At 63.7% G+C, this 17,402-nt stretch carries 16 protein-coding genes and 1 pseudogene; 11 read left to right on the top strand and 6 right to left on the bottom strand.

All coding sequences use genetic code 11. The annotated features are described in order from the left end of the window. Nucleotides 1–24: 24 nt before the first annotated feature. The 5 genes from ACIP5Y_RS05660 to ACIP5Y_RS05640 form a co-directional block, all read right to left on the bottom strand. Complete coding sequence (locus ACIP5Y_RS05660) at nucleotides 25–597, bottom strand: hypothetical protein (protein ID WP_400347873.1); 573 nt, start codon at nucleotides 595–597, stop codon at nucleotides 25–27. Nucleotides 598–671: 74 nt separating this feature from the next. Next, nucleotides 672–1,508, bottom strand: a complete 837-nt coding sequence (locus ACIP5Y_RS05655; protein WP_400347871.1) for a M23 family metallopeptidase — start codon at nucleotides 1,506–1,508, stop codon at nucleotides 672–674. Further along, the gene (locus tag ACIP5Y_RS05650) at nucleotides 1,505–2,038 is read right to left on the bottom strand and encodes an ArsR/SmtB family transcription factor (RefSeq protein ID WP_400347869.1); all 534 of its coding nucleotides are present in this window, start codon (nucleotides 2,036–2,038) and stop codon (nucleotides 1,505–1,507) included. The genes ACIP5Y_RS05655 and ACIP5Y_RS05650 overlap by 4 nt, the downstream gene beginning before the upstream one ends. Before the next feature lie 243 nt (nucleotides 2,039–2,281). After that, nucleotides 2,282–3,037: an SDR family NAD(P)-dependent oxidoreductase gene (locus ACIP5Y_RS05645; protein WP_400347867.1), complete on the bottom strand. Its 756-nt coding sequence runs from the start codon at nucleotides 3,035–3,037 to the stop codon at nucleotides 2,282–2,284. A gap of 296 nt (nucleotides 3,038–3,333) precedes the next feature. Continuing rightward, nucleotides 3,334–3,708: a transposase gene (locus ACIP5Y_RS05640; protein WP_400347865.1), complete on the bottom strand. Its 375-nt coding sequence runs from the start codon at nucleotides 3,706–3,708 to the stop codon at nucleotides 3,334–3,336. A gap of 643 nt (nucleotides 3,709–4,351) precedes the next feature. On the opposite strand from ACIP5Y_RS05640, the gene ACIP5Y_RS05635 reads away from it, so the two are divergent. The 7 genes and pseudogenes from ACIP5Y_RS05635 to ACIP5Y_RS05605 form a co-directional block, all read left to right on the top strand. Then, entirely contained in the window at nucleotides 4,352–5,185 is an 834-nt protein-coding gene (locus ACIP5Y_RS05635; protein WP_400347863.1) for a hypothetical protein, read from the top strand. Nucleotides 5,186–5,312: 127 nt separating this feature from the next. Then, nucleotides 5,313–5,642, top strand: a complete 330-nt coding sequence (locus ACIP5Y_RS05630; protein WP_400347862.1) for a hypothetical protein — start codon at nucleotides 5,313–5,315, stop codon at nucleotides 5,640–5,642. 1,311 nt (nucleotides 5,643–6,953) lie between these two features. Beyond that, nucleotides 6,954–7,790 carry a hypothetical protein gene (locus ACIP5Y_RS05625; protein WP_400347860.1) on the top strand — a complete coding sequence of 279 codons (837 nt, stop codon included), beginning with the start codon at nucleotides 6,954–6,956 and terminating at the stop codon, nucleotides 7,788–7,790. After that, nucleotides 7,787–8,794, top strand: a complete 1,008-nt coding sequence (locus ACIP5Y_RS05620) for an alpha/beta fold hydrolase (RefSeq protein WP_400347858.1) — start codon at nucleotides 7,787–7,789, stop codon at nucleotides 8,792–8,794. The genes ACIP5Y_RS05625 and ACIP5Y_RS05620 overlap by 4 nt, the downstream gene beginning before the upstream one ends. Continuing rightward, nucleotides 8,791–9,306: a hypothetical protein gene (locus tag ACIP5Y_RS05615; RefSeq protein ID WP_400347856.1), complete on the top strand. Its 516-nt coding sequence runs from the start codon at nucleotides 8,791–8,793 to the stop codon at nucleotides 9,304–9,306. The genes ACIP5Y_RS05620 and ACIP5Y_RS05615 overlap by 4 nt, the downstream gene beginning before the upstream one ends. Nucleotides 9,307–9,382: 76 nt before the next feature. Beyond that, on the top strand, nucleotides 9,383–11,110 hold the full coding sequence (locus ACIP5Y_RS05610) for an ABC transporter ATP-binding protein (protein WP_400347854.1): 1,728 nt from the start codon (nucleotides 9,383–9,385) through the stop codon (nucleotides 11,108–11,110). Nucleotides 11,111–11,158: 48 nt separating this feature from the next. Further along, nucleotides 11,159–11,260 (top strand): annotated as a pseudogene (locus tag ACIP5Y_RS05605) (phytanoyl-CoA dioxygenase family protein); the annotation flags it as partial. Nucleotide 11,261: 1 nt separating this feature from the next. Here ACIP5Y_RS05605 and ACIP5Y_RS05600 read toward each other — a convergent pair. Next, nucleotides 11,262–12,632, bottom strand: a complete 1,371-nt coding sequence (locus tag ACIP5Y_RS05600) for a DoxX family protein (RefSeq protein WP_400347853.1) — start codon at nucleotides 12,630–12,632, stop codon at nucleotides 11,262–11,264. A 227-nt stretch (nucleotides 12,633–12,859) separates the two neighbouring features. Between ACIP5Y_RS05600 and ACIP5Y_RS05595 the strand changes: the two genes are divergently transcribed. From ACIP5Y_RS05595 to ACIP5Y_RS05580, 4 genes are all read left to right on the top strand, one after another. Further along, on the top strand, nucleotides 12,860–14,725 hold the full coding sequence (locus ACIP5Y_RS05595; protein WP_400347851.1) for an alpha/beta-hydrolase family protein: 1,866 nt from the start codon (nucleotides 12,860–12,862) through the stop codon (nucleotides 14,723–14,725). A gap of 99 nt (nucleotides 14,726–14,824) precedes the next feature. Next, the gene (gene hsaA / locus ACIP5Y_RS05590) at nucleotides 14,825–15,985 is read left to right on the top strand and encodes a 3-hydroxy-9,10-secoandrosta-1,3,5(10)-triene-9,17-dione monooxygenase oxygenase subunit (protein WP_400347850.1); all 1,161 of its coding nucleotides are present in this window, start codon (nucleotides 14,825–14,827) and stop codon (nucleotides 15,983–15,985) included. Further along, a complete protein-coding gene (locus tag ACIP5Y_RS05585; protein ID WP_400347848.1) occupies nucleotides 15,985–16,839 on the top strand; it encodes an alpha/beta fold hydrolase in 855 nt (284 codons plus the stop codon). The genes hsaA and ACIP5Y_RS05585 overlap by 1 nt, the downstream gene beginning before the upstream one ends. Nucleotides 16,840–16,879: 40 nt before the next feature. Continuing rightward, on the top strand, nucleotides 16,880–17,401 hold the full coding sequence (locus ACIP5Y_RS05580; protein ID WP_400347846.1) for a DinB family protein: 522 nt from the start codon (nucleotides 16,880–16,882) through the stop codon (nucleotides 17,399–17,401). Nucleotide 17,402: the final 1 nt, after the last annotated feature.

Genomic DNA, 17,402 nt, shown 5'->3' with positions numbered 1-17,402 from the left:
CGGCGTACCCGCCGGGCGCATCGTTCACACCGGGAACGGCACCGCTTCGACCAGGCGCCCGATGAGACCGACCACCGACAGGCCGCCGGTGCCGAAGGCGGCGGCAACGGCATAACCGATGAGCAGTTCCTCGGCTGTGGGCTGCGGAGGATCGTGTTCGGCGCTCTGCCCGAACAGTGTCACCGTCCGCGGCACTTCCCACAGCACATCGATCGTGCCGTCCGAGTGTGCGGTCAGCTCGCCGAACTGCTTGCCGATCTCCCGGGGCTTGCCGTTGAGGAAGGCGCTGGTTTCCAAGTCGCGTGGCTGCAGGCTCAGATACCGTCCTTCGGTTTCGACAACCACGCGATAGGAACGCATTCCGATCCAGGCCCGGCCCAGGGCCAGTCCCAGTGCCCGCTCGTTCACCCGCGCCGACAGACAAGCAGCGTCGCGGGTCCCGATCGGAATCAGCTTGCGGGTACGCGGACCGCTGCGTTCGATCGTCACGACCAACGAGTCGTCGGATTCCAATCGCGCCGAGACACTGCAGTCGGTGCGCTCGATCACGATATTGCCGAAGACCAGAGTGTCGACGACAGTTCGTTCAGATTCCATAGTTGTCACGGATATCCCTGTCTCTTTCTGGGAAGCTGACGATAGGTAGCAATCGCCGAAGGCCGGAGCGGCGGTCAGGGTGCGGTTACGGAAACGTGTTCGCCGTTGCGCGGCACCCCGATGCCCTGCCAAGTGAAGGGGATGCCGTAGGCGGTCTTGGTATTGAGAGAGTTCATCAACTGGAAATGCAGGTGAGGTTCGGTGCTGCGGCCGGAGTTGCCACACAGAGCCAGGGGTTGGCCGGTGCGCACCAGGTCGCCAGGACGAACCAGCAGGGAACCCTGCTGCAGGTGGCAGAGCCGGGCATAGGTTCCATCGCTGAGCTCGAGGACCAAGTTGTTGCCGAAGGCGAAGCTGTCCGGGCCGCAGGAGCGCACGAACTGCTCGCAGAGCACGAAGTAGAGCAACCCGAGCAGACTGGTGCGAGCATGATGGTCGCGGCAGTGATCGACGGTCGTCACGACTGTGCCGTCGGCCGGGGCCAGGATCGGCTGGCCGAACGAGGGGAATTCGGCGGGTGCGTGCAGTCGCCACAGTCCGAAGCGGGGAGCCCTGTCGGAGACGACGGTCAGGTCGATCGCATAGCTTTGGCCTCCCCAAGGGGTGCCATGGCTGGGGACGTTGTCGGCCGGACTGTTGTGGGCTTTCCACAGCCCGGTAAACGGTGGCGCGATCAACACAGGCTCGGATCGAGTAGTTGTCCCTTTGCGCCTGACCAGCAGACGTATGATCCATTCGGCAAAGAACAGGAGCGCGAGCAACAGGGCAGCGCGCCAGATCCACGTGCCGTATGGTGACGAACTCGCATCGAGGATCCATTCCACCGATAGCAGTTTCGCGATACCGGTGACGAACACCAAGATGCAGGCCGCGGTTTGGATGGCGCGAAACAGTCTGGGTACGAGGGTCATCGGGCTTCTCCTGGTGTCTGGGATTGTCGCGTGCTGGCCAGCGCAACCAATAGCGGCACCAGCCGGGCCGGCGGTACTTCGAAGCGACCGCGACCGGCGGTCCGCAACCATCCGGCGGCGACGAGCTGGCGGAGATGGTGATAGATCTGACCGGAAGTGCCCAGTCCATCTACTTCAGTGAGTTCGGTGACGGTGCGGCGGCCTCCTATGATTTCGCGTATGAGTTGCAGTCGGACCGTGTTACCCAGTGCGGCAAGGCATGTGGCGACCTCATCGTCGCGGGCATCTGTGAGGAGGTCGTCGGTGGCGAAGTGCGCCTGCCACTCATATCGCTCGTTGGTCGGGAGGTGGACCGAGCCGCTGAACATGATGTTGTGGTCGTACGTGGGTGCGTCGGCGAACTCTTGTTCCGAACTTTTCATTTCCCCGGAGCTCTGCCCAAGCGAAGGCGCTTTTCGAGGGCTGATGCGGGCGGCTTCCAGGGTCATGACTCGGCGCTCCAGATCCGCCACCTTCTCTTCCAGACTCATACTTCAAATATACGAAAGTACGTAGTATTTGCAATACGGCGGTTGGTGGTGGTTGTGGTGATGTCGTGGTAGCCGAACAGATCAGCGACGACGAGGCGGGCATCTGCAGAACGCGCCGACGGATCGCGTTGGTCGCCGCACGGGAACGGCGGGACGCCGAGGTTCTTAACGCATCTCATTTCACATATTCACGGACTGCTCAAGGCGGGCCGGTGGATCCAGCCTGAGTAGCACCACCGAGGGTCAAAGGAGTAGCCCGCCGCCGTCCATGGCGATGATCTCGCCGGTCACCCATGCGCTGGCGGGTTCGGCCAGTCGAGTTATCCAGGGTGTGACGTCCTCGACCCGGCCGACGCGTTCGGTGGGGACAGCCGCTGCGTAGGTTTCATGCCAGGCTGTGATCAGTTTCTGATCCAGTCCGCCGGCTGCGTGGATATCGGTGTCGATCAGGCCGGGGGCTACACCATTGACACGGATTCCCTTAGGGCCCAGTTCCATTGCCCAGCTGCGGATGAAGCTGTCGGTGGCAGCCTTGGTCGCTGCGTACACCGATGTGGTGGGTGAGGCGAAGCGGGCGGAGATACTGGACACGAGCACAATGCTTGCGCCGGGCGCGGTCAGCACCGGCAGCAGCCGGGCGGTCAGCAGCAATGGTGCGATGAGATTGATTTCCAGCTGGTCTCGCACTGCGTCGACATTGAGCTCGTCCAACGGTGTGGTCCGGTAGATGCCGGCGTTGTGGACCAGGACATCGAGGCCGCCGTGTTCGGTGACCGAGGCATCGATCGCCTCGATCCCCTCGGATGTGGTCGCATCGGCTGTGAGCGGTACGACGGCGGGGTGGATCGCCGCGACCTCGGCCAGCGGTTCGTTTCTGCGTCCGACGATGGTTACTCTGGCGGCGCCCTGATCGGCGAACGCGAGCGCTGTGGCCCGGCCGATGCCGGTGCCGCCGCCGGTGATGAGAATGTGGCGCTCTGCGAATGTCTGGTCGGACACAGGTTCTCCTCTCGCGGTTGATTGTGTTCTGCTCCGGTAAGTCGGTAGAGTTCTCGTTCAATGGATGAAAATGTCGCGTCGGATTGTCGATCTTCTGTACCGATATGACAGTATCCACGATTTGTACCAGCAGTTCGCTATAAGGTAATCTGGCGATCGATATGAATCGCCGTTGATTCACTCGATTAGTACATCATGACCAAGCTCGCCGGACTATTGGTGATGTCGTGAAAGTTGACTACGAACCAGTGATGAACTGTGAGAATGCAGAGGAACATCAAGTTTCCTTCGATACTTCATCTCGTCACCACTCGCCGCTTGATCGCCCTCAATGCAAGATGCGCTTCGGCCAACGCCACTTTAAGCATTCTTACCTCATCATCCAGTTCGCGAATGCGGCGTTCGTTTTCAGGATCCTTCCGCAGTGGTGCAAAGCCCTTGACGCCTGCGTCGATGAACTGCTTGCGCCAGTTCACCACCGATTGTGTCGAGACATCGGCCGCCCGGGCGGCATCGGATAGCGTCCGGGCGCCGCTGATGAGCTCTAGTATGAGCCGTCCTTTTTCTTCTGCTGTCAGAGCGGGTTTTCGCGGCATATCTTTACTGCTCCCGTAACGTCGTGTCGGCCGATCGGAGAGATATGCAGCGAATTCAACCGGACCGTCGAACATTTTGATGAGAGCCCACTCGCCCTGACGCAACGTACCTATCGCCGACGCCAGCCGGCCACCTCGCGCACGGACTCCTGTGCGCGCATGGGAGCACTGCCGCCCGGCGGGGCGGACCCATCTGACGACCGGCCCGACCTCGGACGACACAGCTTCGAAAACGCGTTCCTCTCACGCATACCCCCTGATGCGAAGACGGTTGGGGAACCCCCCTTTGCCAACCCTTGGTACAGCGAGCAAGTAAACATTACGATTCCGTTCTCATCAACCCGTGTTCGGCTGGAAACCGCGAGTCCCTTTCGTGACCACCGGGGGGCGACCGCCGAAATATGTGTTACATGTTGTAGCGTCAACTTGTGGGGGAGTTTGTGCTCAGTACCCGGCTGCCCCAGCTCAGCGTCGATTCACCGTCAACTTTCGTCGGTGCACCGATAGCAGGCCTTCTGGGACGTGTGCTGTAGTGGCCATGAAGATCACAATGGGCCCACTTCGTGATCCTCTGAGCAGGAAACGGGGGGTTTATGGCAGTTGAGGACTGCGCATATCCCGTGATCGATGCGATCGTTGATCGGTATTCCATAGAGGAGAAAAGACGACGGGCAGCGAATTATCTGCCCCGGAGATTTCGACGCAGTGTCTAAAACGGGTGCCGAACATCGCGAAACCTCGTAGAAGAACTAGTTTTCAATACCGCCGACAGTCGGCGATTCCAGCTCTGCGGCGACGGGCAGAGATCGACAACAGTCGAACCGATGAGGGGAGATTCATGACGAATTTCAGCAAGGTAGTTCTGTCTGCATCGATTATCGGCGCTATGACCGCGCCGACGCTGGCGACCGCAGGTGCGCTACCACCACCGGACATCATCGACTCGCCCGCGGCGGCCTTCCTCCACTACCAAGCGACGATCGCTGACAAGTCTGTAATCGTGACGCTCGACGCCGGATCGCTGTCTGTCGTCGACGGGAGCTTGCAGGTCGCAGCCCCGGGCGGGCAGTTGGTCGCAACCTTTCCCGCGTCCTACCAACGTGACCACCTGAACTACCCGGTCGCCACCGAGATCCGTGGTCGCACTGCGATTCTGACGCCCAGTGTGGACTCGTCTGCGGCGACGCCGTCCGTCCAATCGTCAATTCCCTTGCACGACATCGGATTCGACCCACGGTCGTTGGAGTTCGATATCGCGGTCAACCGCTTCTTCGCGCAGTCGAGCCTGGGCGTCGCGATCGGCGGCCTCATCGGCACGATCATCGGAGCAACAGTCGGCTGCATAGCCGGCGGTGCGGCCGTCGGTGCGGCCGCAGCTGTTCCCACGGTCGGGACGCTGGCGATCCCAGGTTTCCTCGGCGGTTGCGTTGTCACCGGCGCTGCTCTGGGAGCCATCGGCGCTGTCGCCGGAACAGTCCTGGTCGGCGGGCCTGTCGGTCTAGCATCCGCACTGCTGTTCGCCGATTCGGTGATCCAGCAAGCTGCCAGCTGACCGAATTATCTGCCCGTCCCGATTCCGGGGTGTGCGTGTTCCGCCTCTCGGCCAGGCTTGTGCGGTCCAAACCTGCGAAGGTACGTCACGCTTATCGGGTTACCGCGGTTGGTAGAGGCTGAGCACCGTGCAAATACTTGAATTCGATATCGATCACAGTTTCACGGAGGTCGACGACCATACGATGATCCACTCGGAGTATTCGTACGAAATTCCGGCTAGTGCATTCGAGCCCGGTCGGGACATTGAAAGGAGTAACAACTTCATGTTGCTGCAGAAGGTGAACACCAATACCGCGTTGAGTGGGAAGCTTGAAATCGGCACGCTCACCGGCGGCGCTGCGCCAGTCATGTGCCTAACACCGGCGGTTCAAGCGGCCGCCTATGCCAGGACCGGCGTGGCTGGAGGGCGGGGAGCCTCTTTGAGAAATCCGGCGCTAGCAGGATATCGCAGGTAATTGGCACTTATCTATTGTGGTGCCTTAAGCACCCGAGTTCGCGCGACCGGACCCGCCGGGGGCAGCCCTCCGGTACCGGCCTCCAGGGCCCCGTTGAGTCCGGAATTTGTCTGTGATAGTTCGTTTGCGGGTGCCATCGTCTGCGGGGTCTCGCGTCCGATGTAATCGGCGACGGTCCCAGCATCAGCGGAAGACCCGGCGGAGTTCGGTGCCGTGCCTGCTCGGCCGGGCACCTCGCGCGGCTGCATCCGACCGATTTTCGGTGATGCTATGCGGTCCGTCGTGTCGCCGAACCCACGGCGGACCTCACGGGTCGGTCCATGCGGTGAGGTGCAAATATAGCGACCGCGTCGTTGTGCATCGCAGCAGAACGACTGCGGCGTGCCTAATCTGTTCCATTCGAGCATTGCCGTTGACGATGCGTGGCGGAGTGTTTGAGTACGGTCGCTCAATTGTGGCAAGGCTGCTGTCGCCTAGGCCCAGGAGGCGAACGGTTCAGCCGCGATCCCCTCGAGGGCGTGAGATCGGTGCTCGAATGCAGTGTCGAGAAGGCGTTCTCCTGGACGCGGACTACTCGCCGAAACCGGACTCGCCCTCGATGCGATAGCTCCATCAGTTCGACCTCGATAGGCTATGGACAAAGCAAGTGATTGAATTCTATGCCGATCACAGACCTTGGGGTGATCCCGAAGATTATTCGGTGATCGGCGTGCCGGATAAAGTATTCTGGGAATCTTTCCGTCGCACTCCGGTCACCCCAGCTCAGCAGTGCTGCGCCCCCAACTTTCAGAAATACTTCCATCGCCTTCCGGTCATGTCCGTGATGTACTCATTACGCGGATCGATCCACTCGGATTATCCGTACCACATTCCTCGCTCACGCCTTCGGGCCTGGTCGGGACATCGAAAAGGAGTAATAATTTCATGTTGCTACAGAAGGTGAACGGGAATACCGCGTTGAGTGGGAAGCTTGAGATTGGCACACTCACTGGCGAGGCTGCGCCGATCATGTCCACGCCGGCGGCTTTCGCTGCCGCCCGGGTCGTGACCCCTGTGGCCGTTCGCGCGGCGTGCCCCGGCGCTGCCCGCGCGGTTGCGGCCGGCGGAACCCCTGGCGCTGCTGTGGGTTATGTGGCCAACCATATCCGCTGATCGGAGATGTCGGCGACCCCTCGTTGATGTCCAGGAATTGAATACACAAAAGTAGCTGCGCTGAGCGTGGGAGGCCTCTCGGGCAGTGGGGCTTCCCACCTCGGTTCTTTCGAGCTCCGGGCTGTTGCCGCGCAGCATAGCAAGAGTGAGGAATTCTTCATGCTGGAATGGCTTTCCAGGGCTTTCGAGTCGGCGTTCGACAGACCTTTGCAGACCGCCGAACAATTGTCTGCGGCGACACACATGTTATCTAGCCTGGAATATTTGGGATCACGAGCCGACCGGGCGCCGGGCGGGCTGAACGACTGGTCCCATACCCGGACTCAGATTCCAACGAAATCCAGGGCGCTACAAACAGTCAGGGACGTCGTGGCGCGAGAGCCGATGACGCAGGCTTTACATGCTTCGCGGGTGGTGGCGGCCGCAGCGCTCATTGTGCCAGTGACGGGGAACAAGACCCGGTTGCTGGCCAACGCCTATCTGGCCGCAAGCCAGTTGGTCCTCTATCCGCGGCACTTTTTCGGCACCGATGGCTCCGACCAGGTCTCGTTCCTCGTGCAAAGCGCCGCAGCGCTTGGCCGTCTCGGTGGTACGGATAATTCTCGCACCGCGGCCGTTCAGTTCATCGGCGCGCAGACCGTGTTGTCCTACGGCGCCTCGGGATGGGCGAAGCTGCCTGGCAGCGCGTGGCGCTCCGGCGATGCCCTTGCGAAGATCATGCGTACTAGGACTTATGGCGACGAGAACGTGTTCCGAATGCTGGACAGGTTTCCGGCTGGTTCCCGCCTGGTGTGTCATATCGTGCTCGCGTTGGAGTGTGGCTTTCCGCTGTTGCTGCTCCACAAGGGCAGATACATCGATGCCGGGTTGGTGATTATGGGGTCCTTCCACCTGATCAATGCCCGGTTCATGGGCCTGTCGCGTTTCGTGTGGGCTTTCACGTCCACGTACCCCGCGGTTCGAGCGCTCGCCAAGGGGACGGCGGCCGCAGCATGAGTCCGCAGATGTTCCGCAGCCTGACCGCGATGGGTTTGGCCACATGTCTGACTGTGGGTGTGACCCATCAGGGCTACGCCACTGTTATGTCACGCAGATGCCCCACTGGATTCGAACGGCACCGAGTTCGGTGCACGAGCGGCAACATTCTTACCTACTACCTGCGACGCGGCGCAGTGGGTGGACCGACGGTGGTATGCGAGGCAGGCTTCATGAGCACATCCACCTCGTGGCTGCTAGTCGCCGACCATCTGGATCCGGATATTTCGGTACTGGTTTACGACCGGGCCGGATACCGAGGCTCGTTGCGACGCTGCCCGGAGGAATACTGCCTGGCCGAGTCGGTGGCTGACCTAGTCGAAGTGATCGCAGACGGAGTCGGTGGCGGCTTTTGTGTTCTGGCAGGGCACTCCCTAGGTGGCTACATCGCGCACCGCGCAGCCTCCGCTGCCCCGGACCGGGTGCACGGGCTAGTGCTGGTCGACCCGACTCATCCGCGCGAGTTGCGGAATTCTCTCAAACAGCGTGCAGGAGCGACCACAACGAATATGGCGATGAAGCTGGGTCCCTGGTCGGTGACCTTCGGCGGCGGGCTGCTCATCGACAAGCAGAGCCTGTACGCCTTTGCGGATGGCAGCCCACATGCGGCAGCCCTTCGGCTCGAACTCTCGGCGGCAGCGACGTGGCGCGCCGGGCGGCGTGAGTGGGGCTATACCTACGCCTTCCTGCTCGATGCGGGTCGGCCTCTCGACCGGCTGGAGGTTCCGGTCTTGGTGGTGGCCGCCGCAGAGACCCTGGAGCAGACCCCCGAACAAATGGACTTGCATCAGAAGTACGTCGTCTCCGGGACCGACGGTAGCTGTGTAACCGTCGAAGGCTCAAGCCATCTGTCTGTGCTCTGCAGCGTCGAGCATGCGCCGTCGACGGCTCAAATGATCGAGAAGGCGGTCGCCGCAATCACTGCTGCGAATGTGGTCACCACATGTGAGGAGCTGGTTCGATGATCAGGCTAGCCGGGACGATGCTGGAATGGGTTATCCCCGTCGTTCTCGCGGGGTGGTTCGTGGCCTCCGTGCTCGGCCAGCACCCTGATCGCAGCTACGACAAAGTCCGCCTACTGGATAAGACCGGGGCCGACGTCCTAATCCCGAACTGGCGATTCTTCGCGCCGAATCCCGCGACGGATGACGTCCATTTTCTGTACCGCCTGGCCAACGAGGACAAGACGGAGCACACCGAGTGGGAGGAGGCTTATCCGGCGGCCCGCCGACGGTTGGTGCACGCCATCTGGTTTCCCGGTCGGCGGATAGAGAAGTCGGTGTTCGACGTATCGTCTGCCTACTTCGGCGACCCGGCTTCCTTGGCTCCTCTGATCAACGAGTTCGTTCGTGCTCGTCTGACCCCGCGGCCGGCTTATCCGTTCTTTCAAGTAATGCTGGTGCGCTACGCCGGATACGATCACAGCGAAGATCCCAAATACGACGCGGTCCTCGACTACGAACGGGTGCATCCATGACCGCGTGTGCCTGTGTGGTGAATCCACGAGTTCAGCCACCCCGGACGAGGGAAGACGCTGGGGCTAGGAGCGCCCGGTGAATCTGGTTCCGATCGTTCGTCGTCAGGGAATGCTGCTGGTCGTAGGCCTCGTCTTCGGGCTGACGGGCACCATGGCCACCCTTCTTCAGCCGTTGCTCACCGGGAAACTGATCAGTGCGGTCGCCGCCCATGACCCTGTGACGCGTCCGATCATGCTCGTCGGCGCCGTGGTTCTCGTGGATGCCGTACTGACTGCGCTGCATGCCTACCTGATCGGGCGGGCAGGGGAGAACATCGTCTTCGACATGCGTATCACTCTGACCGGTCGCCTCCTCGGCTCCAGGATGGGATCGTTCACCAGGCTCACCCACGGTGACATATTCACACGCACGATCGCTGACACATCTCTGGCGCAGATCGCGCTGTCGACCTCGACGGCGCAGATGATCACGGCTGGATTCACCACCGTCGGCTGCCTGACGGTGATGGCGTGGATCGATCCGACGCTGCTGGTGGTGACCTGCGCCAGTCTCGTCCTAACGACGGTCACCGCCCTGGCCCTAGCTCGCGCTGTCCGCAAGGCGGCTCTGGTGAACCGGGAGAAGACCAGTGACTACGGCTCGCGCCTGCTGCAGGTTTTCGGTGTCCTGACTACGGTGAAGGCCTTCCGAGCCGAGCAGCGTGAAGCCGAACGCCTCAGAGACCTTGCCGACGATGTTCGCCGTAGCGGCATCAAGGTGACCGGCTTGTCGGCGATGCTAATGCCGGTCATCAACATCGGCACCCAGGTGTCCATCGCCGTCGTGATCGCCTGGGGCATGGCCCGTACCGCGACAGGTAGCCTGCCCTTGGAAGATCTCACCGCTTTCCTGATGTATCTGTTCTACCTGATTTCTCCGCTGGTCATGCTGTTCATGGCGATCGGCGAGATCCAACAGGGCCGCGCTGCGATCGACCGTGTCCGCCAGCTGAGCACGATCGAGCAGGAACCCAGCGGCGGCAGCGGCTCCGACACCGTCGCTGGCGTATCGGCGGTCGAGTTTCATGAGGTCACCTTCAGCTACCCCGATTCTGCCGCCCCCGCAGTGGACCGGGTGTCGTTTCGCCTACCAGGGCAGGGAGTAACCGCGATCGTCGGCCCGTCAGGAGCCGGAAAATCCACCATCTTCCAGCTACTTGAGCGATTCTGCACTCCCGACCAGGGCAGTATCCTGCTTTGCGGCGCCGATACCGCCGCTATGTCACTCCAGCAGCTGCGGGCCCGGATCGGTCTGGTGGAGCAGGACTGCCCACTGATCCACGGCACGATCCGCGAGAACCTCGTCTACGGTCGCCCCGAGGCCACTGACGCCGACATCGCCGAGGTGGTCACTGCGGCAAATCTGACTGCAGTCATCGACAGGCTGCCTGAGGGGCTGGACACCTCACTCGGCGAGGGCGGCAGCAGCCTGTCCGGCGGGCAGCGCCAGCGCCTGGCCATCGCCCGTGCCCTGCTCGCCCAGCCCGACGTACTGCTACTGGACGAACCAACCTCCCACCTGGACTCCGACGCCGAGACGGTACTGCGCGACACCATTGCCACCATCGGCCACAGCCGCCAGGTCATCACCATCGCCCACCGTATCTCCACCGTCCTGGCCGCCGACTACATCCTGGTCATGGAATCCGGGCGACTGCGCGCCCGCGGTACCCACACCGACCTGTTCGCCCGCGACATGACCTACCGGCGGCTCGCCAGCCAACAACTCCGTGCCGAGTTCACACCCCTGTCACATTCGCGCTAATCGAACGTGCCGGTGTCCATGTTGCAGGTCATCAATATCCAGCCGGGCATTTGCCGCATGCTCGGTTACTCAAGCCATCCGTCTTTCATCGAGCAGGTGGACGGCATGCATCCCAAGCGTCTGCTGGAACCGGGTGCGCAGCCGTTGTGAGTTATCGGAGGTAGGGCGCGGGTTGGATCCAGTGGAAGCCTCGGGAGATGGACGGGTAGGTGTCGAGGTCGATTCGGTCCAGTTGCATGTGGACTGGGCGGCCGGCGAGTTGGCCGGTCAGGATGAGGTGATCTGGTTGGGGCTGTTCGTAATTGAGGGTGGCTATGGTCCAGTGCTGGGCCAGGTCGCCCGAGAGGCGGATGGTGTGGGTGGTGGTGTCTATGTGGGCGGGTATGCCCAGGAGGGAATCGTTCATGCGTTGTGCGGTGACCACTTCGGGGGTGTCGAAGAGGATGCGGCGGAAGCGTTGCTGGCCGATCGTGGCGTTGTTCTGGGGTGTGGTGGTGAAGTCGACGAGGGGTGGTAGTTCCGTTCCGGCGAGGGTGTATTCGGTGACGTTCCAGATGCCGTAGAGGGGGGAGCGGGGGCGGGCGCTGCCCCAGCCGTGCCAGGCGTCGTAGCCCTGATCGACGGTGTCGTAGACCATCAGGAGGCCGAAGATCAGCTGGGCTATCAGGAGGATTCGCAGGCCTCGTGCGGAGGTGAGGAGTGGTTCGGGGTTCCGGGCGGGGACGGCGCGGCCGAGCAGTGTGCGGACGATGCGCAGGATGTCGGGGGCGGCGAGGATCGCCGCGTACAGGAACAATTGGCCCGAGAAGAGTTTCACCGGGACGTCGAAGGTGAGGTTCAGCAGGAACACCTGCATGGCCACGATGAACGTCAGCACTGAACCGAGGCCCGCGGTGAACGGCAGGATCAGGAGCAGGGCGGCGGTGACTTCCGCTGCGCCCAAGGCCATCTCGTACGGTTCCGAGAGTCCGCTCTGCGCCCACAGCACCGCCATGGGGCTCATATCCCCGAAGGGTTCCACCAGCCGTTCCAGATTGAACGACATCTGCGAGGGCAGCAGCTTGATCATGCCGTAGAGCAGGAAGCCGGCGATCAGCGTGGCGCGCAGCAGTAGCCGGAACCACGCGTACAAACGCGGGTAGGCGAGCCGGCGATCGAGCATCGACCACACGACGGTGACCACGATCGCGACCAGCAACAGCGTGAACACCGAAATCCAATGTGCGGCAGTGTCACCGCTGCCGGTCTCCCGGTAATCCACCTGCACGCCGAAGAACTCACGGCCCACCCAGTCGGTGAGCGGGTGCAGGGCCAGCCACTTCGCTACTGTCGCGACCGACTCCCGCGGCACCTTGATGGCGACGAGCAGCACTGTCGCCAGGTACGTCCCCGCCATGCCGATACCCACGAAGACGAAGGCGAACCGGAAGATCACCCGCAGCACCGGATGCCATCGCGGGTCCGGCTCCCGCCGCCCGGGGCCGGGCTCGCGCGCGTCATCCGCTCGCACTGCCTCGGCCACCGATTGTCCTACCATGTCGCTTATTCCCCCTGCACCACCGCTGTTTCCCATCGGGCGACGACGTTATGGGAGCGGGCGGTCCCGTCGTATCCGGCAAATCCTCTGCCCCGACCACCGCTGCCCCGACCCCTCGTGCCCCGGGAAACCGGGTTGCCGGGCCGTTTTCGCGTGTCGTGCCGCGTGTCGAACCGAGCGGCCCGGGTGCCCTGTGCGGAAGACTCAGCCCCATGACTGTCGAGCCACCCCACTCATCGGCAACCGAGCCGCCCGAGCCCCCGGCCCAGGACCAGCCGCCGGCCGCGCCCGAGCAGGCAGTCGCGGCCGAGGCGGCCGGGCCGCAGCAGCCGGCGGGCGCCCTCGCCGGGGTATTGCGGCGGGTGTGGCGGGCGCTGCTGGCGGGGGAGGAGGCCATCAAGCCGAACTATCCCGGGGTGCTGGTGGCGGCGGTGTTCTTCGCGTGGTCGGTGTCGCCGTCGTTGCTGCCGCGGACCTGGTTGTTCCAGGGGCTGGTGAGTGGTGTCAGCGCGGCCATCGGGTACGGCGTGGGCTGTCTGATCGGGTGGGCGGTCGGGAAGTGGGTGCTGCCCAGGCTGCCCGCGGAGGCGGGGGTGCTGAGCAGTTTGTGGCGGCCCTCGCGGACCACGCGGGACGTGAGCAAGCTGGTCATCATCATCGGTGTGATCGTGGGTGCGGCGGTGATGCTGGCGCGGTCGGCGCGCTGGCAGCAGGATCTGGAAGTGCTGATGGGGATGCAGCCGACCACCACCTCCAGTTATCTGCGCACCGAATTGCTCGCGGCGGCGACGCTGGCGTTCGTCATCGGGGTCTTCCGCGCGCTGCGCTGGCTGGTGCTGCGGATCGTGCGGGTGCTGAGTCTCGATCTGAAGATTCCGCGGCGCTTCGCACTGCCCGCCGGGATCGCGCTGGTGCTGGTGCTGTGCGTGCTGCTGGTGCAGGGTGTGCTGGCGAAAGCCTTCTTCTCCGTGGCGAATTCGGCGTTCAGCGCGCGTAACGGCCACACCTCGGCGGCGGCGCTGCAACCGCAGTTGCCGGAGCGATCCGGTAGCCCGGATTCGCTCGCGCCCTGGAAGACGCTCGGCTCGGAGGGCCGCTGGTTCGTCTCGTATGTGCCGACCGCGGCCCACATCACGCAGGTCACCGGAATGCCTGCGCGCGAACCGATCCGGGTCTACGCGGGCCTGCAGACCGCGAAGACCCCGCAGGACATCGCCGATGTCGTGGTGGCCGAACTGGATCGGACCCACGCCTGGGATCGCAAGGTGCTGGCCGTGGTCACCACCACCGGCACCGGCTGGGTCGACTCCACCACCGCCGAGGCCCTGGAATTCATGTACGGCGGCGATACCGCCATTGCCGCGACACAGTATTCGTATCTGCCGAGCGTGCTGTCCTTCCTCTCCGACAAGGCCAAGGCCACCGAGGCCGGGAAGCTGCTGGTGCACACCGTGCACGCGCGCTGGGCGCAGCTGCCGCCGGAGCATCGGCCGAAGCTGCTGGTGTACGGCGAGAGTCTCGGCTCGCAGGGCTCCGAAGGCGCGTTCAACGGCCTCGACGACATTCGCAGCATGGTGGACGGCGTGCTGTGGGTGGGCCCGCCGAACTCCAACCGCATCTGGAGTCAGCTCGAACAGCGGCGTGATCCGGGCACTCCGGAGATCCTGCCCATCTACGCCGATGGGCTGATCGTCCGCTTCGCCGGCAAGCCCGATGATCTGAAGAACCCGCCGCGCCCGTGGACCTCACCGCGCATCGTGTACCTGCAGCATGCCTCCGACCCCATCGTGTGGTGGTCGCCGGATCTGCTGTTCACGCAACCGGATTGGCTGCAGGAACCGCGCGGCTCGGACGTCTCGAAGTCCATCCGCTGGTGGCCCGTCGTCACCTTCTGGCAGGTCAGCGCGGATCTCGCACACGCCCAAGGGGTTCCGGCGGGGCACGGCCACAAATACGGCACCCAGGTCCTCGACGCCTGGGAAGCCGTGGCGCAGCCGCCGGACATCACCCCCGACCTGACCGAGCGCATCCGCATCGCCCTCGACGAGGACATCGACTGGGAGTACAAGCACAAATAGCGGGACCCATGTTCCGTTGACCGGGACTTTTCCGCCTGACATATGCCTCCTGCTCATAGCGTCGACACCAAGACGCACGCACGAGGAGGAATCAGCCGCATGACGAACAAGGTGCTCGATCGGGTTCGCGATCTGCTGCCCGCGATCCGGGAACGGGCGGTCCAGGCCGAGGAGCAGCGGCGGGTCCCCGACGCCGGCATCGCCGAACTGACCGAGGCCGGTGTCTTCCGCATGCTGCAGCCCGCGCGCTTCGGCGGCCTGGAGGAGTCGCCGGTCGCCTTCTACGAGGTGATCCGCACCATCGCGACCGCGTGCCCGTCCACGGCGTGGGTGTCCTCGGTGCTGGGTGCGCACCCGTGGCAGCTGGCGCTGTTCGAGGATCGGGCGCAGCAGGACGTGTGGTCCGCGAATCCGGACACCCTGGTGTCCTCCTCGTACGCGCCGACCGGCAAGCTCACTCCGGTCGAGGGCGGCTACGAGATGTCGGGGCGCTGGGCCTTCTCCTCCGGCTGCGACCACGCCCAGTGGGTGTTCCTCGGCGCGCTGGTGCCGACCGGCACGGGCATGGATTACTACACGGTGCTGGTACCGCGCACCGACTACCGCATCGAGGACACCTGGAACGTGTCCGGCCTGTCCGGCACCGGCTCCAACGACATCGTCATCGAGAAGGCGTTCGTGCCCGCCCACCGCGCCTACTCGGCCACGGACCAGTCCAACCTGATCGGCCCGGGCCAGGAGGTGAATACCTCACCGCTGTACAAGATCTCGTTCGGCGCGCTGTTCTCCAACACCATCACCGCGCCGATCATCGGCGCCGCCCAGGGCGCCTATGACGCCCACATCGAGCGGCAGCGCGAACGGGTGCGACTGTCGTACGGCGGCCAGAAGGTCTCGGAGGATCCCTTCGCACAGGTCCGGATCGCCCGTGCCGCTTCGGAAATCGACGCCGCCGTGCTGCAGATGGAGCGCAATATGAGCGAGCAGCTGCGCTACGCCCGGGCGGGCGAGGAGATTCCGTTCGAGTTGCGGCTGGCCACCCGCCGCGATCAGGTGCGCGGCACCGAGCGCGCGCTGGAGGCCATCGACCTGCTGTTCAAGAACTCCGGCGGCCACGCCATCCGCCGCCCCAACATCATCGAGCGCAACTGGCGCGACGCCCACGCGGGCAGTGTGCACGTGATCAATGATGTGGAACGCGCGCTCGCCATGTTCGGCAAGGGCGCCATGGGCCTCGACGTCGAGGATCGGATGCTCTGATGACTTACACCGTTGAGAACACCACCCGCTGGGTCACGGTCGGCGGCCACAAGCTCCGCTATCACGAGGCCGGTTCGGGCGCACCGCTGGTGCTGCTGCACGGTTCGGGCGCGGGCGTGTCCAGCTGGGCCAACTTCGGCGGCAATCTGGATGTGCTGGCGCAACACTTCCGCTGCCTGGTACTGGATCAGCCGGGTTTCGGTGAGAGCGGCCGGCCGGAGGTGTACGAGCAGAACTATCTGCGCATCGCCTCGGACGCGGTGATCGGCATGCTGGACGAGCTGGGCATCGAGAAGGCGCACCTGCTGGGCAATTCCATGGGCGGCGCGGTGGCGACCTTGACCGCGCTGGACCATCCGGACCGGGCGGACAAACTGGTGCTCATGGCTCCCGGCGGCGTCGGCGTGAATATCCTGGGACCCGAACCGTCCGAGGGCATTCGGCGGCTCATGCAGTTCAACGCGGACCCGACCGAGGCGAACGCGCTCGGCTTCCTGCGCGCCATGGTCTTCGACGAGGCCACGCTCACTCCCGAGCTGATCGAGACGCGGCTGAAAGCGGCCTCGGATCCGAAAGCCATTGCGGCCATTCAGGATGCGTACGCCACCTTCTACAACCCGAAGTTCGCCGAACCGCTCCCGCTGTGGGCGCGGCTGAAAGGTCTGCGGCACGAGGTCCTCATGCTGTGGGGCCGCGACGACCGGGTCACCCCGGTAGAGGGCGCGCTGTTCCCGGCGCGGCAGCTGCCCAATGCGGATCTGCGCACCTTCGCGCGCTGCGGTCACTGGGTGCAGATCGAACGCAAGGACGCCTTCGAGCGTGCGGTGATCGACTTCCTGCACCACGGCCTGTAAACGCTCGAACCCTGCTGCCGGGTGGCGGTAGATTCCGGTGATGACGTGGATCGCACCGGAAATCGACCGCACCCGGCAGCTCGTCGTCGGTGACGAGCGTGCCATGCTCGACAGTTTTCTCGAACACCAGCGCGGGACCCTGCTGCTGAAATGCCGGGGCCTCAATGGAATTCAACTGGCCATCCGCAGTGCGGAGCCCTCGTCGATGTCGCTGCTCGGATTGATCCGGCACATGACCGAAGTGGAACGCGGCTGGTTCCGCAAACTCGCGGGCGGGGAGCGGCTGCCCTACGCCTACTGCGAGGAGGGCAATCTGGACGGCGACTTCGACGATGTCATGGCGCTCGCGGCGGAGCACGATCTCGACCGTTATCGCGAGGAGATCGCCCTGTGCGCCAAGGCCGTAGCCGAGCTGCCGCTGGACCTGACGTTCACGCATCCGCGCAGCGGTAACGAGCTCTCGCTGCGCTGGATCTACCTGCACATGATCGAGGAATACGCGCGCCACAACGGCCATGCCGATCTGCTGCGCGAGCGCATCGACGGCGTGACCGGCCTATAGC

The sequence above is a fragment of the Nocardia sp. NPDC088792 genome (assembly GCF_044750615.1).
GTDB lineage: Bacteria > Actinomycetota > Actinomycetes > Mycobacteriales > Mycobacteriaceae > Nocardia.
This window is presented reverse-complemented; position numbering and strand designations above follow the sequence as displayed.